This window comes from Nisaea sediminum, assembly GCF_014904705.1.
Lineage (GTDB): Bacteria > Pseudomonadota > Alphaproteobacteria > Thalassobaculales > Thalassobaculaceae > Nisaea > Nisaea sediminum.
This window is the reverse complement of the sequence record NZ_JACZCQ010000005.1, coordinates 280,651-302,150: the sequence shown is the minus strand read 5'-3', so window position 1 is coordinate 302,150 and position 21,500 is coordinate 280,651. Positions and strand designations below refer to the sequence as shown.

Here is a 21,500-nt window from a genome sequence, read left to right as displayed (position 1 = left end):
ATTCTCGTTTAGGCTTCAGCCGTTATGTTCGATAAAGCGTTCGATAGGTTCGTCAATGGCCTTACCCTCATTGGTTTGGTTATAGCTTCCCTGGCTGTACAAACTGCTTGGGATTGGATCGAAGCCAACGGCTATGTTGTGTATGTCGTTTGTTCCGGCCTCCTTCTTGTGGAGGTTATCGTTCTGATTCTGTGTGGCCGGAAGGCTGCATTGACGATCCTGATCGCGGGGGCGGTCCTTTTTTTCACGATCTTCGGAACGGACCTGTTTAGGGGGGGATTCTCCAAACACGCCAATGCAGGTATTGCGACCGCTCTTCTTCTAATATCCGTTGTCGGGATCGGGTATCTGACGGATCGATTTAATAAAAACAAGAGACCCTAATTTCTCTTCATCCCTCGGCCGCAACCCCTCCCCCCGTCGCTCACCCTGCCGCCGCCCTAATCATCTCCGCCGCCTTCTCGGCGATCATGATCGTCGGCGCATTCGTGTTCCCTGTCGTCAGATACGGCATCACCGAGGCGTCGGCGACCCTGAGCCCCTCGACGCCGCGGACCCGGAGCTCCGGGTCGGTGACCGCCATCGGGTCGATCCCCATCTTGCAGGTGCCGACCGGGTGATAGAGCGTGGTGCCGCGCTCCCGGGCGAACTGCGCGAGCGCGGCCTCGTCCGCCGCGTCCGGTCCGGGCCAGAGTTCCGCCGCGCTGTGGCGTGCGAGGGACGGCGCGGCGAAGATCCGGCGGACTTGGCGTATGCCGGCGAGCATCACCCTGAGATCGTCGCGGTCCGAGAGGTAGTTCGGTTTGATGCGCGGCGGCTCCGCCGGATCCGGGCTCGCGGCCATGACCGTGCCGCGGCTGGAGGGGCGGGTCGGGCAGATCACCGTCGCCATGCCGGGCGCGCGTTCGAGGGCCAGCGGCTTGTCCGGGTCGTAGCTCGCCGGCGTGAAGAGGAGCTGCAGGTCGGGGCTATCGAGGCCCTCGCGGCTGCGGCAGAACACCATCGCGCTGGTCACGCCGAAGGTCAGCGCGCCATTGCCGAAGAGGGCGAAGCGGCCGATCTCGCGCAGCACCCGCCAGCCGCGCGAGAGCTGGTTCATCGAGATCGCGTCCCTGACCCGGTGGGTGATGCGGGTGACATAGTGATCGGAGAGGTTGGCGCCGACGCCCGGCAGGTCCTGCACCACCGGCAGCCCGAGGGACGCCAGATGGCCGGCAGGGCCGATGCCGGAAAGCTGCAGGAGCTGCGGCGAGTTGACGGCGCCGCCCGAGAGCACCACCTCGCGGGCGGCTTTGACCGCGACCTCCTCTCCGTGGCGGCGGAATACCAGCCCGGTGCAGCGGCGCCCCTCGAAGCTGAGCTTCTGCACCAGGGCCCCGGTCTCGACCCGGAGATTGGGGCGCTTGCGGGCTTCCGCCAGGAAGGTGCGGGCGGTCGAGGCGCGCCAGCGCCCGCGCCGGGTCATCTGCGAATAGGCGACGCCCTCCTGGGCGGGGCCGTTGTAATCCGGGTTGAAGGCGAAGCCGGCCTCCTGCGCCGCCTGCACGAAGGCATGGGTCAGCGGCAGGATGGTGCGGTAATCCTCGACCGGCATCGGGCCGCCCCGCCCGCGGATCTCCTCCTCGCCCTTTTCGTAGCGCTCGGAGCGGCGGAAGAGGGGCAGGATTTCGTCGAAGCTCCAGCCCCGGCAGCCGAGCTGGGCCCAGCCGTCATAGTCGGCCGGGTTGCCGCGCACATAGAGCATCCCGTTGATCGAGTGCGAGCCGCCGAGCACGCGGCCGCGCGGCCAGTGGATCGCCCGCCCCGCCGTGCCGTCCTCCGGCTCGCTCGCATAGTTCCAGTTGACGCTCGCATTGTAGAGAAGGCTCTTCACGCCGGCCGGAATGTGGATCAGCGGATGGCGGTCCGGCGGCCCGGCCTCCAGCAGCAGGACCCTCGCCCCGGTCTCGCTGAGCCGGCTCGCGACGACGCAGCCGGCAGAGCCCGCGCCGACCACGACATAATCCGTTTCCAGCGTCTCCGGTCGCATCGGGTGGTCAGCCGGCATCGAGGAGATCGCCGCGGACCGTCAGAAACTCGTCCAGCGCCTCGGCGAACCTATCGAAGTCCGGCTGGCCCAGCGGCAGCGACAGGGAGATGAACCCGCGCCGCGCCATGTAGATGCCGGATGCGATCAGATCGAGGTGGAGCAGCTTGCGCAGGTCGTCCCTCCGTGCGGCGGTCTCCCGGTCCGCGGGCCAGGTGTCCTGCGGCCGGCGGATTGGCGCGCGCTGGAAATGAAGGGCGAGGATCGAGCCGATGCCCGTGACCTGCATCGGCGCGTCGTGCCGGGCGATCACCGCGCCGAGCTGATCCCTGAACCGGTCGCCCCTGGCATTCAGGGCCTCCGCGGCGTCGGGCGTGAAGATGTCGCGCAGGCCGACGAGCCCCGCCGCCATCGACAGGACATTGTTGTTGAAGGTCCCCGGATGCGAGACCGCGTTGGGCGAATAGGGATCGAACATGCTCATGATATCGCGCCGGCCGCCGAACGCGCCGAAGGTCATGCCGCCGCCGAGATATTTCCCGAAACTCGTCATGTCCGGCATGACGCCGGTTTTCCCCTGCAGACCGCCGGGACCGAGCCGGGAGGTCATGACCTCGTCGAAGATCAGGATCACGCCGTGCGCGGCGGAGCGTTCGCGGAGCGCCTCGAGGAATTCCCGGTCCGCCGGGATGGCGCCCGCGCTTCCCATCATCGGCTCGACGATAATGGCCGCGAGATCGCCCGCATGTTCCTCGATCAGCGCGACGGTGCCGTCGATGTCGTTGTAGCTCGACAGGACGAAGGGGAACGGCGCGTTGATCGGCGATCCGGCCTGGCCGAAATAGAAGACGCCGCCATGATATCCGCCCGCGAAGGCCATGACCTTGGCGCGGCCCGTGAAGGCGCGTGCCGCGGAGAGAGCGAACAGGTTGGCCTCGGTTCCCGAATTGCAGAAGCGCAGCAGGTCGACGGACGGGAAGCGCGCGCACATCAGCTGCGCCAGTTCGGCATCGTACCGGTTCGGGCCGCCGAGACCGACGCCGGCCTCCACGGCTTCGGTGACGGCCTTCACCAGTCTCGGATCGGAGTGACCGTAGAGGCCGGCGGTGTATTCGCCGAGAAAGTCCGTATAGAGGTGGCCGTCGATATCCGTGATCGTCGCTCCCCTGCCCGACGCGATCGTCAACGGATAGGGCGTGTAATGGGTGACGGTCCGCGTGTTTCCGCCGGGCATGGCCCGTGCCGCTTCCTCTGCCCTTGCAGCGCTCTTCGGGTTCTCCGCCCTGTAGCGTTCCTCGGCGGCGGCGAGGGAGGAGGCCAGGTCGCTGTTCGATCGATCGGCCGATGCGGTCTGAACCATTTCCGTTCCAGTTCGTGATGCGTTTCCCCCGGATGTCCCGTGAACAGGATCAATCGGGAGGCGTTTCGTCATCCGACTATCTGATCATTTCCGGGGTCGTCAGTCGATACGTGTCGAAACGCGACCGACGATCCCGGTCCCGGCGCGATCGATCAACCGAAAGGCTTTCCGCCATTCACCCCTCCGGCCTCCGTTGCTCTCCCTCATCCCGTGCAACGCCTGCTCCAAACAGCTCCAGGCCGCTCAGGGAGCCGCCGAGCTGCATCAGCCGCCCGCCGGATCCCAGCGCGCCGACCGAGACGGGGGCGAGATGCATGTCGGCAATGAGCTGTTCCACGATGGCGGTCGCGTCGGCATCATCGCCGGCCACGAACAGGATCCGCTGCAGGCCGTCGGTCGGCGGCGGCGCAAACATCCTTTCGATCGGGAGCGTGTTGAAGGCTTTCACCACCCGCGCGGACGGCGCCAGGCGCGCGACGATCTCGCTCCCGGACTCCGCACCCAGATCGTCGACCTCGAAATCGGGGGCGTAGCGCGTGAAGATGTTCGTCGCGTCGACCAGCACGCGGCGGTCCCAGTCGATTTCGGGGGTGAGAACGTCGCGCACCTTCGTCCAGGGCACGCCCAGGATGACGACGGGACTGTCCAGCGCCTCCGCGACAGTGCCGGCGGTGACGCGGCTTCCGAGCTGCGCCGCCAGGTCGCGCAGGCTTTCCGGCCCGCGGCTGTTGGCGACCGTCACATGGTGTCCGGCAGCGGCAAGATGGCGCGCGAGGGCCTGCCCGACCGTGGCCGCTCCGAGGATACCGATATTCATTGTGACTTCTCCTTGCAATGTGGGGGGAGCGGAAGACGCCTTTGCTTCGCGCGTCTTCCGGTTGCGCGATCTGCCCGGCGGGCCTCAGACCTGGTTCATGCCGCCATCGACGAACAGCTCGATGCCGTTGACGAAGCCGGAGTCCCTGGAGGCGAGGAAGAGAACCGCGTTGGCGACATCTTCCGGCTGACCGATCCGGGAGGAGGGTATGGCGCCGATGACGTGCTCCTTGATGCCTGCGGCCTGCTCGCCGCCGCCGAACAGATCGGTAAGGCCGGCGGTTTCGGTCAGCCCGGGGCTGACGACATTGACCCGGATGCCGCGATCCTTGAGATCGAGGATCCAGCTGCGGGCGAAATTGCGCACCGCGGCCTTGCTCGCGGAATAAACGCTGAAATTCGCCGTGCCGGCGGTGCCGGTGGTCGAGGAGGTCAGAATGATCGAGGCGCCGTCGCGCAGCACCGGCAGCGCCTTCTGCACGGTGAAGAGGACGCCCTTCACATTGGTGTCGAAGGTGCGCTGGTAATGGTCCTCGGTGATCGCGCCGAGGGGCGCGAATTCTCCGCCGCCGGCATTGACGAACAGAACGTCGATCTGCGCGTGTTTCTGCTGGACCGTATCGTAGAGCCGGTCGAGATCGGCGAGGTTCGCCATATCCCCGCGCACGCCGGTCACATTGCCGCCGATCGCCTGCACGGCGGTGTCGAGCGTCTCCTGGCGCCGTCCCGTGATGTAGACCGCGGCGCCCTCGGCTGCGAAGGCCTTGGCCGTGCCGAGGCCGATGCCGCTGGTGCCGCCGGTGATCACGACGACCTGATTCTGGAACTTGCTCATTTCACTCTCCTGTGTTGGCGGGCGAGACCCTCTCGCCACATGCAAAAGAGATGAATGTGAAACGCCGAAGCTTGTAGTGACCAAAACTGAGCCGTATCGTTCTATTGGAGGAACGATGAAATCCGATCTCAATGATCTCGTCTATTTCGCCGAAGTCGTGAGCCATGGCGGATTCGCGGCGGCGGCGCGTGCGCTGCGCGAACCGAAGTCGAAGCTCAGCCGGCGCGTGGCCGGGCTGGAGGAGCGATTGGGGTTGCGGCTGATCGAACGCTCCAGCCGCCGCTTTCGGGTGACCGATATCGGGCTGGCCTTCTTTGAGCGCTGCAAGGCGATCCAGCTGGAAGCCGAACAGGCAGAAGCGCTTGTCAGACAGGCCCGGTCCGAACCGCAGGGACGCATCCGCTTCAGTTGTCCGACGGGGATGGTCGAACTGGTCTCGAACCTGGTCGGCAGCTTCCTTCAGCAGCATCCCAAGGTCCGTTTACAAGTGCTGGCGACGGACCGGCCGGTCGACCTGATCGGCGAGCGGATCGATCTGGCGCTCCGGGTCCGGGTCGCGCTTACCAGCGATGCCGAATTGACCATGCGCAGCCTCGGCAGCTCGACCCGGATTCTCGTCGCCAGTCCGGCACTGGCCGGTGGCGTGCGTAATCCGGATGATCTGGCAAAGGTGCCGATGCTGGCGACCAATGATGCCGATGCGGAAGCCGAATGGGGGCTGGAAACGGCCGACGGCCGGGAGATGACGCATCGGCAGGAGGCACGGCTTGGCTGCGCGGATATGACGGCGGTCCGCGATGCGGCGATCGCCGGCCTCGGGGTGGCGCTTCTGCCCTGGCATGTTTGCCTGAAGGCCGTGGAAGCGGGGCAGCTGGTCAGGGTCCTGCCGGAGTGGCGCGGCCAGAAGGGCATTGTGCATCTGGTCTTCACGACCCGGCGCGGTCTTCCTCCGGCCGTGCGCGCCCTGATCGATCATCTGGCCGCGAGATTTCCGGACGACCTTCTCTAAGAATTGCTCTCAGGCCGCGGCCGGAATCTGCGCATCTCTCCATTGGCCTCACGCTTTCGGACGGAGCGGGAGCTCTTCCTCGACCTGCTCCACCGCCGCCTTCAGCTTCAGCAGCCCGACATCGCGGTTGCGGAACAGTTCCTCCGGTTTCATCGAGCCATAGTCGAAATAGCCGGAGCCGTTCATCACGCCCTGTTTGCCCTCGGCGATCAGTTTTTCCAGCGTCTCGCTTTTCCCCTTCACCTCGGGCGGGATGTACATCTTGTTGGCGAGCGCCCGGCGGCTCATGTCGAGGCCGGTGAAGTCGGCTTTCATCAGCGCGCCCATGGTCGCCATGCGCAGCGCGAGGCCGTACTTGATCGAGGTGTCGATTGCCTCGGCGTCGGCATAGCCCTCGTCGAGCAGGCGGGTGATCTCCAGCGTCATCGCCGCCTGCAGCCGGTTGGCGACATAGCCGGGCACGAAGCGCTCGAACAGCACCGGCTTCTTGCCGATGGCGGTGTAATGGTCGCGCACGGCTTCCAGGATCGCGCGGTCGGTCTCCGGCCCGCCGGCGATGTCGACCAGGTCGATGATGTAGGGCGGGGTGTACCAGTGGGTGATGATGAAGCGGCCCTGCAGGGACGCCGGCGCGAGCGGGAAGGCGTCGAGATAGGAGGTGTTGCTGGCGATGATCGCACTCTTCGGGGCCGCGGTTTCGAGCTCCGCATAGACCGTCGTCTTCACCTCGCGGTTCTCGACCACCGCCTCGACGATGAAATCGGCGTCCGCGACGGCCTCGGCGAGGGTCGCGACCGGCGTGATGCGGGCGAGGATCGCTGCCGTCTCCGACTTGGCGACGGAACCGCCGGCGACCAGAGTGTCGAGCGCGCTGCCGATCAGCTCCATGCCGGTCTTGAGCTGGCTCTCGCTGATGTCGGTCATCTTTACCGGATGCCCTGCGATCGCGTGCACGAGTGCGAGCCCGTGGCCCATCAGTCCCGCGCCGATGATGGCGACCTTGCTTGTGCTGTCCATTTTTCATTCCTCCCGAAATTCAGCCGAGGCTAACGCAGCCGGGCGGCGGGGATTGATGAAGATTTGGCAGCAGGGCGCGGCAAAGCTGCGGAGAGTGCTGGGGCGCGGCATCACACTCGTGCCCGCGCGCGGCTTTACGGGATCGTTGCGGAGGCTCACACTCGCGAAAAAAGAGAATAATCCCAGGGAGAATGCGCCATGTCGGCAGAGCCGAGCCTGATCATCCGGGGTGGAACCATCGTCGACGGCACCGGGGCCGACCCGGTGGAGGCTGATCTCGCCATCGCCGGAGACAGGATCGTCGCCATCGGCGAAGTGGCGGGGAGGCGCGGCCTTGAAGAGATCGACGCGCGCGGCAAGCTGGTCACGCCCGGCTTCGTCGACATCCACACCCATTACGACGGGCAGGCGGTCTGGGACAGCCATCTCGCGCCCTCCGCCTGGCACGGCGTCACCACGGCGATCATGGGCAATTGCGGCGTCGGCTTCGCCCCCTGCAAGCCGGCCGACCGGGACAAGCTGGTCGAGCTCATGGAAGGCGTCGAGGACATTCCGGGCCCGGTGCTGCACCAGGGCCTGAACTGGCAGTGGGAGAGTTTCGCCGAATATCTCGACGTGCTGGAGAAGCTGCCGCGCGACATGGATCTCGGCGTGCTGCTGCCGCATGCCGCTGTGCGCGTCTTCGTCATGGGCGAGCGGGCGCTGAACCTCGAGAACGCGACGCCGGAGGATATCGCGAAGATGCGCAAGATCGCGGCGGACGCGGTGCGTGCCGGCGCCTTCGGTTTCTCCACCTCGCGCACCATCAGTCACAAGAGCCTCGCCGGCGACTATACGCCGACCCTGCGCGCCCAGGAGGAGGAGCTGACCGGCATCGCCCTCGGCATGGCGGACGCCGGCTCCGGTTTCCTTGAGATGGTCTCCGACTGGGACCAGCCGGACCCGGAGACCGAGTTCGCCATGCTCCGCCGTGTCATCGAGGCGAGCGGGCGGACCGCCGTCTTCACCCTGAACCAGCGCCACGACCGGCCGCATTTCTGGCGCGACCTCCTGAAGCTGGCGGGCGAGGCCGCCAATGACGGGCTCTCGATCCGCCCGGTGGTGGCGCCGCGCCCGATCGGCATCCTGCTCGGCCTCGAGGGCAGCCAGAACCCGTTCTCCGGCACCGCGACCTACCGTTCGATCCAGGATCTGCCGCTGAAGGACCGCGTCGCGGCGATGCGCGATCCCGAGGTGCGCCGGAAGATCCTTTCCGAGGATCCGGTGAAGAACAGCACCTTCCCGCTCATCCACCGGATCTCCTTCGCCAAGATGTTCCGTCTCGGCTCGCCCGCGAATTACGAGCCGGCGAAAGACCAGTCCATCGCCGCCATCGCCGAGCGCGAGGGCCGGACGGCGCCCGAGGTCGCCTACGACATCCTGCTGGAGCGCGAGGGCCGCGGCTTCATCTACACGCCGCTGGTCAACTACGCGAATTACGACATGAGCGCGCCGGAGGAGATGCTGGCGGACCGGAACGCGATCATGGGGCTCGGCGACGGCGGCGCCCATGTCGGCTTCATCCTCGATGCGGGTTATCCGACCTGGCTGATGAGCTACTGGGGCCGGGACCGTGCCCGCTTTCCGATGACCGACGTGATCCGGCGCCTGACCTCGGACACGGCCCGCGCCGCGGGCCTCTCCGACCGCGGCGTGCTGGCGCCGGGCAGGAAGGCGGACGTCAACATCATCGACTGGGACCGGGTCGGCTTCTCCGATCCTTACGTCACCTATGACCTGCCGGCGAACGGCAAGCGGCTGATGCAGAAATCGACCGGCTACGAGGCGACCATCGTCTCCGGCAAGGTGACCTATCGCGGCGGCGAGGCGACCGAGGCGCTGCCCGGCAAGGTGGTGCGCGGGCAGCGCTAGGGGGCTCGGATCAGTAGACCCAGTCGGTGTAGACCGGCTCCGGGCCGACGGTCTTCAGTTGGATATCGTCCGATACGGGCTCCGGTGCCGGTTCTACCGCTGCGGGCTCGTCCGAAGCCGAAGCGAGCGTCGCGCTCGAGGCCGGCGTGACCGAAAGTGTGTACGAGCCGGTGCTCGTAGTGAATCCGTCGGCCTCGAGATAGTAGGTGCCGCTCGTCGAAGGCGTGTAGGAGAGGTAGGAGTCGAGACCGGTGCCGCCATCGTCGTTTCCGGTCAGATAGCGGCCGCTGGAATTGTAGACCCGCAGCACCGGGTCGGACAGGGAGCCGCCACCGCTGGCCGAGCCGCGCAACTGGATGATCACCCGCTGGCCGGCGGTCAGCTCGGTCTGGAACCAGTCGCGATCGTAGCGGGTGATCCTGCCGGAGACCGACTGACCGACCCCGACATAGCCGGACGTGCTGGTGCTCGAGGGAAGGTCCGTGGCGCCTTCGGAAACGGCTTGCCGGGCCGGGGTCGGAGACGGCGTGACGGAGCCGGTCGCGGGGGCGCCGGTCGAGCGGCCTTCGTAATATCCGCTCATGATGTAGTGCTGTGTCGCCAGATCGTCGTTTCCGCCGAAGGCGACGGCGAGATCCGGGTTGGCGGCCATGTAATTGTCGGCATCGAAAGTGGTCGTGCGCCCCTCGGCGCGGCCAGCTGCGAGGTAATGGGCCGCCGCGCCCGCCCGGTCGAGGCCGAAGACGCCGATCAGGTCCGCGTGGCTCGCGACATATTCCAGCCCGTCGAACTCGACGGTGCGCCCTTCATAAACGCCGGCATTGAGAAAATGCCCCCGGGCTGCGGCGGCATCCCGTCCGAAGACGGCCTCGAGATCGGCATAGGAGGCGATATATTCGAGCCCGCTGAAATGCGGATCGACATAGGCCGACATTGTGTAGTCGACGGAACCCTGGTGGGTGTGCAGGAAATAAGTCGTCGCGCCGTTGGCGGGATCGGCGGCCGATTGCGGGCCGGCCCCGCCGAGTTGCAACACGTCGATCACCTCTCCGAAGGACAGCCGGTCGGATCTCACCCCTTCGACCAGCGCCTGCACGGTGGTGACGGTCGCCGCCACCTGCGGTGCGGCGAAACTCGTGCCGGTATAGGCCGAACTCGGGAATCCCTCGCCATCGGCAAGGATATGAACGGTCGAGGGGTGGTTCTGCGAGAAGCTGCTCGGATTGCCCGCGCCGTCATGGCTGCCGACCGAGATCACGTTGGAGAGCCCTGCCGGATAGCCGGACGCTTCGAGCGCCCCCGGCGTTCCCGAGTTGCCGGAGGCCGCGACGCCGAAAATTCCCCGGTTCGCGAGCTGATTGATCTGCGATTGGAAGATGTTCGAGAAGGACACATTTGGGCTGGCAAAGCTCATATTGTAGCTGCCGATATGCCAGCCGGCATCGTGCAGGTTGGTGAGCCTGTCGAGTGCGCTCCGGACCGAATAGGCCGATACGGTATATCCGGAATTGCTGCCGACCTGCAGGTCGATCCGCTCGAGCGCGGCGTTGGTCATTTCCGCCGACTCCGCAACGACTGAGCCGTGCGACGTGGTTCGCGATCCGTCGGTTTCGCCGTTTCCGTAATAGAAGTCGTATTCGTAGAGGTTCCGCCCGAGGCGGGCTTCGGTTTCGTCCGTTACCCCTGAATCTATAATTCCGACCGACCAAACACCCACTATGATTCTCCGGCGCTCGAATGCGCTTAAAAATGATTTTCAGGTTATCGGATTCTGTTCAAATGGACGGCACCGCGGCGCTACGAGGCTCAAGCGCAGCAATCCCGACGATGTGCGCCGGGTTCGGGCTGGTGACGTCCTGGATCCCTCGGGCAGTCGTCATTTGCCTGCATTGCCTCCGCTCTAGTGACTTCCGGTAGCCGAGCGTGCAAGAAATTCGCATGCCGGCATACCCTGTAGTGTCCCACGAGGCGGCGAGATATGGCAATGGCTTTGCCGGTTTTTTCGCGGCTTTCGGCGGCATGGAGGGGGAGCGGTACGGATAGGATAATCACGCTGTGTCCGGCGCGTTTATGACGTGGCCAAAAGAGCGGATTGTCCGGATCTGGAGAGCCCCAAAGGCTCTGGCGGAGGGAAGGGGATTCGAACCCCTGAGGGGCTTCCACCCCAACACGCTTTCCAGGCGTGCGCCTTAAACCGCTCGGCCATCCCTCCTGAAGAGGCGCGGACCATACAAAAGGCCTTCCGGCTTTGCAACGGTTTGCGCGTCGAAATATTGCAAAAAGATGCAGGCGGGCCGTTCCGTCGATTGTGCGTGTCCGATGTTTCGTCCACCTACCCGTTTGGTGTAGGCTTTCCAGCAGGTTAGGGGGCACACCAGTTGGTGCGCGCAGGACCGCCGGGAAGCCGGCAGGGGCGCGCCGGGGGATGTATGAGGCGGTTCTTTCGCTTGATTGCGCTGATCCTGATTCTGATCGCGCTCGCGCTGGTGGCGCGGGACGGCTATGCGAGCTGGCAGGCCGAGACCTTGCGCATCATGGATGCGGGCACGCTCTGGGCCGGGCTGCACCGGGACAGCCTGCAGCTCGCCGAGCCGGCGATCTCCCGGCATCTGCATCCCTTTCTCTGGCACCCTGTGATGGTGACGATCCTGCTGCTGCCGGCCTGGCTCGTGTTCGGCCTGCTCGGGGTCGGGCTCTGGCTGTTGACCCGGCTACGCTCCCGCCCCGCTTCGCAGGACCTTTTCATGCGGCATTGAATATATAAAAAGAAAAGTCTTGATTAAATAAATGGGCGGGGCAAGATAGCTCGGAACGGTCGATCCGTTCAGAGGGAGACGCGCCATGTCCAAGACGAGTCCCGGCATTGCCGAGCCGGCTCCGCCGCCCGTGCGGGCGATCGGCATCAACCATGTTGCCCTTGAAGTGGGAGATCTCGACGAGGCCCTCGCCTTCTACGGCCGCTTTCTCGCCTTCGAGCTCCGGGCCAGGGGAGAGATGCAGGCCGAGATCGATCTCGGCGACCAGTTCATCGCCTTCCGCAAGGGGCGCCGGCAGGGCGCCGACGAAGGCCGGCATTTCGGCCTCGTGGTGGAAGACCGGGATGCGGTGCGCCGCGCGCTCGAGGCGGCGGGCGTCGAGATCCTGCCGGGCCGGTTCCTCGATTTCCTGGATCCCTGGGGCAACCGGATCGAGATCATCGGTTACGGCAACATCCAGTTCAGCAAGGCGGACCATGTGCTCCGGGGCATGGGACTGGAGCATCTGGAGAAGACCGAAAAGGCCATCGTGGAGCTTGCGGCAAAAGGCATGCAGCCGGCCTGCCCGGCGGCACGGGAGAGCTGTGATGAACGGGCACGTGGAACCGCACTGGGTCGAGGCACTGCCGCTGGAGGACCTGAAGGCGGCCGGCAGTAAGATCTTCAAGGCCGGGGGAAAGCAGATCGCGCTGTTCCATGCCGACGGCGCGGTCCATGCCTGCAACAACAGGTGCCCGCACGAGGGTTATCCGCTGATCGAGGGGACGCTGGACCAGGCGGATGGCGCGTGCCGTCTCACCTGCAACTGGCACAACTGGAAATTCGATCTCGCCAACGGTGCCAACCAGGTCGGTGGCGACCGGCTGCGGATCTACCCGGTCCAGATCCGGGACGGCTCAGTCTTCGTCGACATCGCGGACCCACCTGCGGAAGAGCGCATCGAGCGTGCGCTCGCGAACCTGCACGAGAGTTTCCGGGACCATAATTATACCCGCATGACCCGCGAGATCGCGCGGCTGAAGTCGGCCGGAGGCGATCCGCTGGACGCGGTCCGGCAGGCGGTGCTCTGGACCCATGACCGGTTCGAATGGGGCACGACGCACGCCATCGCCGCCGCGCCCGACTGGCTGGAGCTCGGCGAGGGGTACGGCGGTCGCGACGCGGCGTCGGCGCTGATCCCCTTCGTCGAGGTGGTGGCCCATCTCGCCTGGGACAGCCTGCGCTGGGAGCCGTTTCCCTTCAGCGAGGGCGTTGCCGCGTTCGACCCGGATCGTCTGGTCGATGCTATCGAGTCCGAGGACGAGGCGGCAGCGCTGGCGCTGGTGCGCGGGGCGATCGCCGGACCCGGCTGGAAGGCGCTCGATGCCCCGCTGACCCGGGCCGCGCTCGCCCATTACCAGGATTTCGGTCATTCCCTGATCTATTGCTACAAGACCCGTCAACTCGTCGAACGCTTGGGCGAGGATCTGGCGGAGCCGCTCTATCTCGCGCTCGCCCGGTCTCTCGTGAATGCCAGCCGCGAGGACCTGATCCCGGAGTTCCGCGCCTACGGGCCGTCCCGCGCCGCCTGGGACGACGCCGGCGGCGATCCCGTCTCAGCCGAGGAGTTTTATGCGCTCAACGTGCCGCGGGCGCTGGAGCGGGCGAACCGGTCGAGCGGCGACAGGGCGGCGCTTTTCGACGCGTTGTTCGAGGCGGCGGCCTGGCAGATGCTGCATTTCGACACCGAATGGGGCACCCGCCACGACCGGCCGGTGCCGGACAATATCAACTGGCTCGACTTCACCCACGGCATCACCTTCGCCAACGCCGTGCGCGCGCAATGTTCGAGGCACGGGGATCTCTGGCCGGACGCGCTCCTGCAGATGGCCTGCTTCACCGGCCGGAACGCGGCCTATGTCGACGCGCAGCAGGATAGCGAGCAATGGAATGTGGGGGATACGGAGGCCTTCTTCGAGGACCTGCTGCCCGGCCTGTTCGACCATGCGGAGCCGGAATACATCGTCTCCGCCCACATGGTAAAGCTGCCCGTCGCCGCCCGCGAGGAGATCCGCCTCCGCCCCGACGCGCCCTGGGCGCCCGTTCTGGCAGCGGCGGTGAACCGCTTCTTCCATTCCAGGATCAAGCGCAAGCACGTGATGCGCACGGCGAAACAGTCGCTCGCCTTCGTCGCGGCGGAGGGGTGAGGCGGATCAGCTCTTGCCCGGAAGCTCCGGCTGTACCGGTTCCTCGAGCACGATCTCGCGGCCGACGAGCGACGTGAGGGTCTGGAGCGTCGTACCGTTGACATTGCCGACGATGGGAGCGCTGTCGTCGAGGCCGCCCGGAACCGGAGCCTCGCACTTCACCGAGAGCCTTGGTTCCTGCACCACGTCGGTCGACTGTCCGTCCCAGTACCCGGTTTTGTCGCGGACCGGGATCTGAAGGTAGACGAAGCGGCCATGGAACGTAAGTGTCCCGAGCCGGCTGACCTCGCCGTCCCTGATCTCGAACGTCGGAGCATTCGGGCCGAGATGTCCGGAGGCAGTTGCGAAGCTGACAGTGTCGTTCTTCTTGCTGGCCACGATCATGGCCGTCCCCACCAACCCGTAGATGCCGAAAGCCTGACCGGTCCGAAAGGACTCCTTGAGTTCATGGATCGTATAAGTCCCGGGCGCGGCGGCGAACTGCCACATATGGCAGGCGTAACCGTCCTTGAGGGAGGTTGCATCCTCGTAGGTCGCCGTCTCCGCGCGGCTGTCGCCGGGGACCGAACTGACCGCAGGCATGCCGGAGCCGTTTTCGACTTTGCTGATGGTCACGGTGTAGAGGCGGTCGAAGACTTCGCCTTCCCGGCAGAGTTTGATCGAGGCTGCGCCTTCGCCCGGACCGACGGTCAGCGGCGGAACCGCGACAGGCTCCGGGCCGAGGGTCTGGCAGGCGGACAGAAGGAGGGCGATGGCGACGACCGGCACCGTGGATCGAAGGAATTTGTTAAACGAAGGGGGCAAAGTGCTACTCCCGGTGATGGCTCTTATTCTGGATTTTCGATCGCTGGAAAATCTTCGAGCAGCAGGTCTCGCCCAACGAGAGCTGAGATTGTCTGCCTCGGAAGTCGGGACTCGTACGGGCCGGTAATGGCCTTGGTGTCGATTTCGCCGGTACCCGCCGGGTGGTACCTGACGATCAGCCGAAGGTCCCGCACGGTTTCCGTCGTCACACCGTCCCAGTATCCGTCTTTGTCGGCGACAGGGTGTTGGCGGCTTTTTTTCTCGCCGATGAAGACGATGGTGCCGAGATGCGTGGTCTCGCCCGCCTTGATCTCGAAAGTCGGAGTGTCATCCGTCACTGTTCCGTCGCTTCCGACAAAGACGATCGTATCATTCTTTGCTGTCTTGCGGATGATCGCGCCGAGAAGCGAGCCGAGCCCTTCCGCGAGGGGCGAAGTCGAAACCTGCTGTCCTCTTCCGTCCAACCGTTCGCCGAACTTCGTGAAGGCATATTTTCCGGCGGTGGCGGAGAATTGCCAGAACATGCACTCCCTGCGATAGGACGCGATTGCAAAGGCGACGGTCTGCGTTTCTCTCAGTTCGAGCGTTTTTTCGATCCGGTGACCCGGCGGTTCATTCGCCAGTCGGCCCGTTGCCGGATCGATCTTCCCAAGGGCAAGATCGAAGGCGCGGTCCTGGGAATAGTCGCCGAAACAGAGTTGGAGCAGCGCACCCCCTTCTTGCTTGCCAAAAGCGAGTGGCTCCAAGGGCTTTGTCGTCTGGCAGCCTGTCAAACTCAGAGCGAGAGCAAAGGCTGCGATTTTGGTGTGCATTTTTTCTGTCCAACCTGACTGAGCGTCTAAAGTTCGACGGGTCCGGGACCGAGTTTGATATCGCGCCCGACAAGTGTTTCGAGGGTCTGATTGTTGGCGCCCGTGACATTGCCGGTGATGTGAGGATCGTTGGCCGAAAGGTCGGGTGCCGGTGCCCGATATTCGATCACGTTCCTCAGGGTCAGGAAAATGTCCGTGGAACTATCGTTGTTGGTTCCCGTGTTGTTTTCCACGGGGCGCTCGATGCGTCCGGTTCGCTGCGCGAATGTCATCGATCCGAGCCGGGTGACCTCGCCCTTGCGAATTTCGAAAATCGGTGTGTGCTTTGCGATGTACTCACGCTGCCGAAGGAGGCTCGTGATGTAGTTGGTCCGGTCGGGCGGTTGAATCTTGGTAACGCGTCCGTGCGACATGTACATATATGAAACTGTCGACCGCCAGCCGACCGAGCCGACCGCATAGCGCCCCGGGGGCGCCTGGAAACGCCATGTGCGGCAAGGCTTTCCGGATTCGTAGAATTCAAAGTTCCTGCTATCGAATTCCGTCCGGATCTCCGGAGCGACGGTCAGATCCCGGACGATCCGGCTGCCGTCGTCGGAAACCCTGTGGACCTGGACGGAAAAGGGAGTCCCGGGTGCATCTGTAAAGAAACAGAGATTGAGCGATACGGCGCCGTTGCCGTCCGAGACCCGGATGCTCTGTGCGGGAGCGGGCTCGCGTGCGGTCAGACAGCCGGAGAGAAGCAAGGCGATGGCGATTACAGCCATGATTGGACGCATCAGGTATCCCCAACTCGATCGATGCGGGACGAAGCCCGGTCGTAACCGGTTCTAGAACAACGCGCGGGGATTGTTGAGCCTATTCGTCCCCCGGCACGCCGTAGGACGGCGCCGCGCGCGGATCCAGCGCCCGGGTGACATAGGCGTCGAGCTGGGGCTTGTAGACTTCCCAGGCTTTCGCAATCGCCTCGATCGGGCACTCCTCGGTCCAGTCGCAGCGCAGGTCCGCGACAGGCCATGCCTGTCTGTCGGCGATCTGCATCCCCGCCGAATGGACCGGCCCCGCCTCGCCGCCGGCCGCGAGCCCGGCGCGCATGGCCGCGATCAGCCGGTCGCCGAGATGGCCCGTCGAGGCGGTGAAGGCCGCGACGATGGCGGCGGGGACGTCCTTGTCGGCGAGCAGGTTGCCGCCCGAGGCGACATTCTCCGCCTTCGCTTCCGACCAGATGCCGAGCGCGTTGCCGCCGGAATGGATCGCGGTGCCGCCGTTCCTGTCGACCGCGAGCACCTGGCGGTAGTCGAGATGCCGGGCCTCCTTGCGCATGGATTCGATCGCTTCTGCCGCCGTCATACCGGCCTGCATGTGATCCAGCACCAGGGGGCCGAGCCGCGGGTCGGTCACGTTCTGGCTCGCCACCGCGCCGACTCCGGCGCGGGTATAGGCGCAGCGCGCCGCGACGGCGGGCGAGGAGGAGGAGATCGCGATCCCGAACATGCCGGTCTCGGCGCAGCGCGCCACGAGGGAGAAAGTCATGGAATGCTCCGCTTCGCTCAGTCGGGGATGACAGCGGTTCCGTCGATTTCCACCAGCCATTCCGGCCGGGCCAGCGCCTGCACCACGAGACCGGTGCAGACCGGATGCACGCCCTTGATGTACGCGCCCATGGTCCGGTAGACGGCCTCGCGGTGACGGATGTCGGTGATATAGACGACGAGCTTCACCAGGTGCTCCATTGAGCCGCCGGCCTCCTCCAGCAACTGCCGGATGTTCTGCATCACCTTGTGGGTCTGTTCGGCGGGATCGTGACTCTCGATGTTCCTCGCCGTGTCGAGTTCCTGCGGGCACTGGCCGCGCAGCCAGACCGTGCGTCCGCCGCGGGTGATCACCGCTTGGGCGAGGTCGTTGTCGAGCTGCTGTTCCGGGTAGGTATCCTTCGTATTGAAAGTCCTGAGACGCTTATGAGCCATTTGGGGTCTCCGTGGCAAAGAAAGCTGCGGGCCGAGGCGGCCCTTATTCGGCCGCGCCACGCGCGCGGACGGCGGCGTCGTAATCGAGATAGCTGCGCTGGATCGCGATCTGGTCGGCGATGTGCATGGCATCGTGCCAGACACCCCAGATGAAGCTCGATCCCCGGCGCGAGAGCCAGGGCAGGCCGAGGAAATAGATCCCGGGCTCGCTCGAGACGCCGCGCTGGTGCCGGGGCCGGCCCTCCGCGTCGAAGGCATCGACCTTGAGCCAGCCGTAATCCGTTCGGAAGCCGGTGGCCCAGAGGATGGTTTCGATCCCGGCCGCCTTCAGGTCGAGGTTTCGGATCGGATTGGCGACGCAGTCGGGGTCCGGTCCGATGACATGGGCTTCCGGCTCCTCCGGCAGGTCGAGCCCGTTCCGGGCGGCGAAAGAGTCGGCCTGGCGCAGGACGGAGAGATAGTTCTCGTCGCCTTCGGCGATATTGCGCGCGAGATCGCCGGCGAAACGCATGACGCCGTTCTCGCAGCCTTCGGTCAGGCCGACGAGGGTGATGCCCTGGTTTGCCAGATTGCGGAAGTCGACCGTCTCGCCGCCGCGCGCGCCGCTGACGGCGATCGCGATATGTTCGGTCCCAGGTTTCGGCGTTGCGATGTCCCAGAGTCCGAGCACGCCGAGCCACCAGCAATAGTCCCGTCCCCGATAGGCCCGCGGCGGGCGGTGATGCGCGCCGACGGAGAGATGGATCTTTCTGCCGGAACGGTTCAGTTCGTCCGCGATCTGCACGCCGGACGACCCGGCACCGACCACGAGCACGCCGCCATCGCCGAGCTGGTCCGGGTTGCGGTAGGCACTGGAATGGAGCTGGGTGATCCCGGCATCTTCGGGGACGACCGGCGGGATCACCGGGATCTGGAACGGACCGGTGGCGACGACGACGTTGTCGGCATCGATCGAGCCTTCCGAGGTCTCGACATGAAAGCCGGGTCGGCCCTCGTTGCGAATAACGGAGGTCACCTCGACGCCAGAGCGCACCGGGGCCGCGATCATCTCCGCATAATCGGCGAAATAATCCGCGACCTTCTCTTTCGGGATGAAACTGTCGGGATCGGCGTCCCTGAACTCCATGCCGGGGAAGCGGTCGTGCCAGGCGGGGCCATTGGCGACCAGCGAATCCCAGCGCCCGGTCCGCCAGGCCTCGGCGATCCGGTTGCGCTCCAGGACGATATGCGGAATGCCGGCCTTGCCGAGATGCTCGCTCATCGCGATTCCGGCCTGGCCTGCGCCGATGACGAGCGTGTCGATTTTCTCAACGGGCATGCGGAGCTCTCTTCTGGTTCGGTCCGGAGGTGACGCCCGGCGATATCGGGCGGGGGGCGAGTGTCATGGTTTCGTCCGCGAGCGGAGGCAGGCAGGATGGGTCGCGCCAGTGTGCTTGGAGCCGGAGGCGCTTGTCGAGTCCGGGCTCGGAAAGGCTTTTCCGGCGACATCTCCGGGCCCGCCGAACTAGAGTGATCCGCCCCGAGCCAGAGCCCGGATTCCGCAGGAGAGAAGCAACCGATGTCAGACCTGACCCTCCTTGAACGGCAGATGACCGAGTGGCGCCGCGACTTTCACCGCAATCCGGAATTCGGCTTCGAGGAGCGGCGGACCGCCGGCATCGTCGCGGGGGTCCTGCGCGATCTTGGGCTCGAGGTCGCCGAAGGCGTCGGCGGGACCGGTGTCGTCGGATCACTGCGGCGCGGCAATTCCAATCGTGCCATCGCCCTCAGGGCCGATATGGATGCGCTGAGGATCACCGAGGCGACGGGGCTCGAATGGAGCTCCTCTGCGCCGGGCACGATGCATGCCTGCGGCCATGACGGTCATACCGCGATGCTGCTCGGTGCCGCCCGTCTGCTGGTCGATGAAGGCGGGTTCGACGGGACGGTTCATTTCATCTTCCAGCCGGCGGAGGAATGGGGTCGGGGAGCGCTCGCGATGCTCGGGGACGGGCTGGTGAGCCGCTTTCCGTTCGACGAGATCTACGGCCTCCACAATATGCCGGGCCTGCCGGTCGGACATGTCGAAACCCGCCCGGGCCCGTTCATGTCCGCGGAGGACAATTTCGAGATCGTCCTGAAAGGCAAGGGCGGGCACGCTTCCCGGCCGCAAGGGGGGCGGGAGGTGATGGTCCCGGCCTGCGCGCTTGTGATGGAACTGCAGACCATCGTCTCCCGGCGGATCAGCCCGGCCGATATCGCCGTCGTCTCCGTGACCGAGCTGACGACCGACGGGACCCGGAATGCCCTGCCGAGCTTGGCAAGGATCCTTGGAGACGCGCGCAGTTTCCGGCCCGAGGTCTCCGTCCGCATCGAGGAGGAGATGCGCCGCATCTCCGCCGGGATCGCAACGCTGCATGCGGTCGAGGCGGAGGTCACCTATACGCGCGAATTCGTTTCCCTGATCAATGACGCGGAGCTCTCGGCGGCCGCGCTCGACGCCGCCCGCCCGGTTTCGGTTCGGGCCGGGGAAGCGGCCGAGCCGGTCACCGGATCGGAGGATTTCGCCCGCTACCTCGATCATGCGCCGGGCTGCTTCCTCTTCATCGGCAACGGCGAGGATTGCGCCCCGCTGCATCATCCCTCCTACGATTTCAACGATGCCGCGCTGCTGCATGGCGCCCAGGTGCATGCCGCGATCGCCCGCGCCCGTCTCGGGCAGCGCTGATGTGGGGCGCCCGGGCTTGACAGCGCTCGGCATTCGGCGCCAAGCACGTCGATGGATCAGGATTCTTCCCGCCCGAACTTCTATCTCTCGAATGCGCGCTGGCTTGCCGCCGGGCTGCTCTGCACCCTCGGCTCCTCCTTCGGCCAGACCTTCTTCATCTCGCTCTTCGCCGACCAGCTCATGGAGCTGCACGGACTGACCGCCGGGACATGGGGCAGTCTCTATGCCGGCGCGACGCTGACCTCGGCGGCCTTGCTGATCAAGGGCGGGCAGTTCGCAGACACGATGCGGCTGCGCACCCTGGCGATGGCAGTCGTAGGCGCCTTCGCGCTGGTCTGCGCCGGCATGGCGCTGCACGACTCGATTGTGATGCTGTTCCTCATGGTGCTGGGGCTGCGCTTCTTCGGGCAGGGCATGATCAGCCATGTCGGGATGACGGCGACGGCGCGCTGGTTCCAGGCCCGGCGCGGCCGGGCAATTGCCATCACGTCGCTCGGCTACGGGATCGGCGAGGCCGTGCTGCCCGCGACCGCCGTGCTTGCGATCGCGCTGGTCGGCTGGCGCGGCGCCTGGTGGCTCGCGGCGGCCACGGTTCTTCTCGTTTTCGGCGGCGCTCTCTGGGTCCTTTTCGCGCGCGACCGCATGCCCCAGGGCGGCGAGACGAGCGGGCCGACGCCGGGCGCGCTCGGGCGGCACTGGACCCGTCCGGAAGCGCTCCGGCACTGGTCCTACTGGGCGCTTTTCCCGGGCATCCTCACGCCCGCCTTCATCGGCACCGTGGTCTTCTTCCATCAGGCCCATGTCTCCGGCGAGAAGGGCTGGAGCCTGGCGGAGATGGCGGCGGGCTATCCGGCCTATGCGTTTTCAGCCATCGCGGCCGTCTTCATCGCCGGGCGGATCATCGACAGGTTCGGCGCGCTCGCCCTGCTGCCGATTTTCCTGCTGCCCATCGGGCTTGGCATCGTGCTGCTGCAGGTGAGTGACCGGGTCTGGATCTGGGGCGTCGTCCTCGGCTGCATCGGCTTCGGCTCCGGGTTCTCGAGCGCCCTCAACGGCGCGGTCTGGGCGGAGATCTACGGCACGCGCAATCTCGGCGCGATCCGGGCGCTCGCGGTTTCGGCCATGGTGTTCTCCACCGCCATCGGTCCGGCCATCACCGGGCTCCTGATCGACCGGGGCATCGTGCTTGAGACGCAGGGCATCGTGATGATGCTCTGGTGTGTCGGGCTATCGGCGATCTACGTGCCTGTGGCGGCAAGGCTTCGGGGGCTGATCGCCGCACCGGCCTGATAGG

General features: G+C 65.7%; 19 protein-coding genes and 1 tRNA gene. 7 read left to right on the top strand and 13 right to left on the bottom strand.

The window, feature by feature from the left end:
• Positions 1–424 precede the first annotated feature (424 nt).
• The 4 genes from IG122_RS11870 to IG122_RS11855 form a co-directional block, all read right to left on the bottom strand.
• Positions 425–2,047 carry a GMC family oxidoreductase gene (locus IG122_RS11870; protein ID WP_226893512.1) on the bottom strand — a complete coding sequence of 541 codons (1,623 nt, stop codon included), beginning with the start codon at positions 2,045–2,047 and terminating at the stop codon, positions 425–427.
• Positions 2,037–3,386, bottom strand: a complete 1,350-nt coding sequence (locus tag IG122_RS11865; RefSeq protein ID WP_193183742.1) for an aspartate aminotransferase family protein — start codon at positions 3,384–3,386, stop codon at positions 2,037–2,039. The genes IG122_RS11870 and IG122_RS11865 overlap by 11 nt, the downstream gene beginning before the upstream one ends.
• Before the next feature lie 175 nt (positions 3,387–3,561).
• Positions 3,562–4,203: an NADPH-dependent F420 reductase gene (locus IG122_RS11860; protein ID WP_193183740.1), complete on the bottom strand. Its 642-nt coding sequence runs from the start codon at positions 4,201–4,203 to the stop codon at positions 3,562–3,564.
• 84 nt (positions 4,204–4,287) lie between these two features.
• A complete protein-coding gene (locus tag IG122_RS11855; RefSeq protein ID WP_193183738.1) occupies positions 4,288–5,037 on the bottom strand; it encodes an SDR family NAD(P)-dependent oxidoreductase in 750 nt (249 codons plus the stop codon).
• A 115-nt stretch (positions 5,038–5,152) separates the two neighbouring features.
• Here IG122_RS11855 and IG122_RS11850 point away from each other — a divergent pair, with 115 nt between their 5' ends.
• The gene (locus IG122_RS11850; RefSeq protein ID WP_193183736.1) at positions 5,153–6,046 is read left to right on the top strand and encodes a LysR family transcriptional regulator; all 894 of its coding nucleotides are present in this window, start codon (positions 5,153–5,155) and stop codon (positions 6,044–6,046) included.
• Positions 6,047–6,094: 48 nt separating this feature from the next.
• Here the strand turns inward: IG122_RS11850 and IG122_RS11845 are convergent, their stop codons facing one another.
• Positions 6,095–7,063, bottom strand: a complete 969-nt coding sequence (locus IG122_RS11845; protein ID WP_193183734.1) for a 3-hydroxyacyl-CoA dehydrogenase family protein — start codon at positions 7,061–7,063, stop codon at positions 6,095–6,097.
• Positions 7,064–7,261: 198 nt separating this feature from the next.
• On the opposite strand from IG122_RS11845, the gene IG122_RS11840 reads away from it, so the two are divergent.
• A complete protein-coding gene (locus IG122_RS11840; RefSeq protein ID WP_193183732.1) occupies positions 7,262–8,974 on the top strand; it encodes an N-acyl-D-amino-acid deacylase family protein in 1,713 nt (570 codons plus the stop codon).
• Between the two features lie 10 nt (positions 8,975–8,984).
• Here the strand turns inward: IG122_RS11840 and IG122_RS24460 are convergent, their stop codons facing one another.
• Positions 8,985–10,691, bottom strand: a complete 1,707-nt coding sequence (locus IG122_RS24460) for a pre-peptidase C-terminal domain-containing protein (protein ID WP_193183731.1) — start codon at positions 10,689–10,691, stop codon at positions 8,985–8,987.
• Positions 10,692–11,096: 405 nt separating this feature from the next.
• Positions 11,097–11,186 (bottom strand) — tRNA-Ser (locus IG122_RS11830).
• Positions 11,187–11,403: 217 nt separating this feature from the next.
• Here IG122_RS11830 and IG122_RS11825 point away from each other — a divergent pair.
• The 3 genes from IG122_RS11825 (at position 11,404) to IG122_RS11815 (ending at position 13,916) form a co-directional block, all read left to right on the top strand.
• Positions 11,404–11,730 carry a hypothetical protein gene (locus IG122_RS11825; RefSeq protein ID WP_193183728.1) on the top strand — a complete coding sequence of 109 codons (327 nt, stop codon included), beginning with the start codon at positions 11,404–11,406 and terminating at the stop codon, positions 11,728–11,730.
• 85 nt (positions 11,731–11,815) lie between these two features.
• Positions 11,816–12,388: a VOC family protein gene (locus IG122_RS11820; RefSeq protein WP_193183727.1), complete on the top strand. Its 573-nt coding sequence runs from the start codon at positions 11,816–11,818 to the stop codon at positions 12,386–12,388.
• Positions 12,318–13,916, top strand: a complete 1,599-nt coding sequence (locus IG122_RS11815; protein WP_193183725.1) for a Rieske (2Fe-2S) protein — start codon at positions 12,318–12,320, stop codon at positions 13,914–13,916. The genes IG122_RS11820 and IG122_RS11815 overlap by 71 nt, the downstream gene beginning before the upstream one ends.
• Before the next feature lie 6 nt (positions 13,917–13,922).
• Here IG122_RS11815 and IG122_RS11810 read toward each other — a convergent pair whose 3' ends face one another.
• The 6 genes from IG122_RS11810 to IG122_RS11785 all read right to left on the bottom strand — a co-directional run bounded on the left by IG122_RS11810 (position 13,923) and on the right by IG122_RS11785 (position 18,817).
• Positions 13,923–14,720, bottom strand: a complete 798-nt coding sequence (locus tag IG122_RS11810) for a hypothetical protein (protein WP_193183723.1) — start codon at positions 14,718–14,720, stop codon at positions 13,923–13,925.
• Between the two features lie 23 nt (positions 14,721–14,743).
• The gene (locus tag IG122_RS11805; protein WP_193183721.1) at positions 14,744–15,532 is read right to left on the bottom strand and encodes a hypothetical protein; all 789 of its coding nucleotides are present in this window, start codon (positions 15,530–15,532) and stop codon (positions 14,744–14,746) included.
• A 26-nt stretch (positions 15,533–15,558) separates the two neighbouring features.
• Positions 15,559–16,299 (bottom strand): hypothetical protein, encoded by a 741-nt coding sequence (locus IG122_RS11800; RefSeq protein WP_193183719.1) that lies wholly within the window; start codon positions 16,297–16,299, stop codon positions 15,559–15,561.
• A gap of 91 nt (positions 16,300–16,390) precedes the next feature.
• On the bottom strand, positions 16,391–17,065 hold the full coding sequence (locus tag IG122_RS11795) for a DUF1028 domain-containing protein (protein WP_193183717.1): 675 nt from the start codon (positions 17,063–17,065) through the stop codon (positions 16,391–16,393).
• A gap of 17 nt (positions 17,066–17,082) precedes the next feature.
• The gene (locus IG122_RS11790; RefSeq protein ID WP_193183715.1) at positions 17,083–17,499 is read right to left on the bottom strand and encodes a RidA family protein; all 417 of its coding nucleotides are present in this window, start codon (positions 17,497–17,499) and stop codon (positions 17,083–17,085) included.
• Positions 17,500–17,542: 43 nt separating this feature from the next.
• A complete protein-coding gene (locus IG122_RS11785) occupies positions 17,543–18,817 on the bottom strand; it encodes a flavin-containing monooxygenase (RefSeq protein ID WP_193183713.1) in 1,275 nt (424 codons plus the stop codon).
• A 240-nt stretch (positions 18,818–19,057) separates the two neighbouring features.
• Between IG122_RS11785 and IG122_RS11780 the strand changes: the two genes are divergently transcribed.
• Both IG122_RS11780 and IG122_RS11775 read left to right on the top strand, forming a co-directional pair.
• Positions 19,058–20,206: an amidohydrolase gene (locus IG122_RS11780; RefSeq protein WP_193183711.1), complete on the top strand. Its 1,149-nt coding sequence runs from the start codon at positions 19,058–19,060 to the stop codon at positions 20,204–20,206.
• A 51-nt stretch (positions 20,207–20,257) separates the two neighbouring features.
• Positions 20,258–21,496, top strand: a complete 1,239-nt coding sequence (locus tag IG122_RS11775) for an MFS transporter (protein WP_193183710.1) — start codon at positions 20,258–20,260, stop codon at positions 21,494–21,496.
• The last annotated feature ends 4 nt before the right edge of the window (positions 21,497–21,500 follow it).

Excerpts from the sequence above, each read along its gene's own strand:
- IG122_RS11870 (WP_226893512.1), bottom strand. The coding sequence starts at position 2,047 with ATGCCGGCTGACCACCCGATGCGACCGGAGACGCTGGAAACGGATTAT.
- IG122_RS11865 (WP_193183742.1), bottom strand. The coding sequence starts at position 3,386 with ATGGTTCAGACCGCATCGGCCGATCGATCGAACAGCGACCTGGCCTCC.
- IG122_RS11860 (WP_193183740.1), bottom strand. The coding sequence starts at position 4,203 with ATGAATATCGGTATCCTCGGAGCGGCCACGGTCGGGCAGGCCCTCGCG.
- IG122_RS11855 (WP_193183738.1), bottom strand. The coding sequence starts at position 5,037 with ATGAGCAAGTTCCAGAATCAGGTCGTCGTGATCACCGGCGGCACCAGC.
- IG122_RS11850 (WP_193183736.1), top strand. The coding sequence starts at position 5,153 with ATGAAATCCGATCTCAATGATCTCGTCTATTTCGCCGAAGTCGTGAGC.
- IG122_RS11845 (WP_193183734.1), bottom strand. The coding sequence starts at position 7,063 with ATGGACAGCACAAGCAAGGTCGCCATCATCGGCGCGGGACTGATGGGC.
- IG122_RS11840 (WP_193183732.1), top strand. The coding sequence starts at position 7,262 with ATGTCGGCAGAGCCGAGCCTGATCATCCGGGGTGGAACCATCGTCGAC.
- IG122_RS11825 (WP_193183728.1), top strand. The coding sequence starts at position 11,404 with ATGAGGCGGTTCTTTCGCTTGATTGCGCTGATCCTGATTCTGATCGCG.
- IG122_RS11820 (WP_193183727.1), top strand. The coding sequence starts at position 11,816 with ATGTCCAAGACGAGTCCCGGCATTGCCGAGCCGGCTCCGCCGCCCGTG.
- IG122_RS11815 (WP_193183725.1), top strand. The coding sequence starts at position 12,318 with ATGAACGGGCACGTGGAACCGCACTGGGTCGAGGCACTGCCGCTGGAG.
- IG122_RS11805 (WP_193183721.1), bottom strand. The coding sequence starts at position 15,532 with ATGCACACCAAAATCGCAGCCTTTGCTCTCGCTCTGAGTTTGACAGGC.
- IG122_RS11800 (WP_193183719.1), bottom strand. The coding sequence starts at position 16,299 with ATGGCTGTAATCGCCATCGCCTTGCTTCTCTCCGGCTGTCTGACCGCA.
- IG122_RS11795 (WP_193183717.1), bottom strand. The coding sequence starts at position 17,065 with ATGACTTTCTCCCTCGTGGCGCGCTGCGCCGAGACCGGCATGTTCGGG.
- IG122_RS11790 (WP_193183715.1), bottom strand. The coding sequence starts at position 17,499 with ATGGCTCATAAGCGTCTCAGGACTTTCAATACGAAGGATACCTACCCG.
- IG122_RS11785 (WP_193183713.1), bottom strand. The coding sequence starts at position 18,817 with ATGCCCGTTGAGAAAATCGACACGCTCGTCATCGGCGCAGGCCAGGCC.
- IG122_RS11780 (WP_193183711.1), top strand. The coding sequence starts at position 19,058 with ATGTCAGACCTGACCCTCCTTGAACGGCAGATGACCGAGTGGCGCCGC.
- IG122_RS11775 (WP_193183710.1), top strand. The coding sequence starts at position 20,258 with ATGGATCAGGATTCTTCCCGCCCGAACTTCTATCTCTCGAATGCGCGC.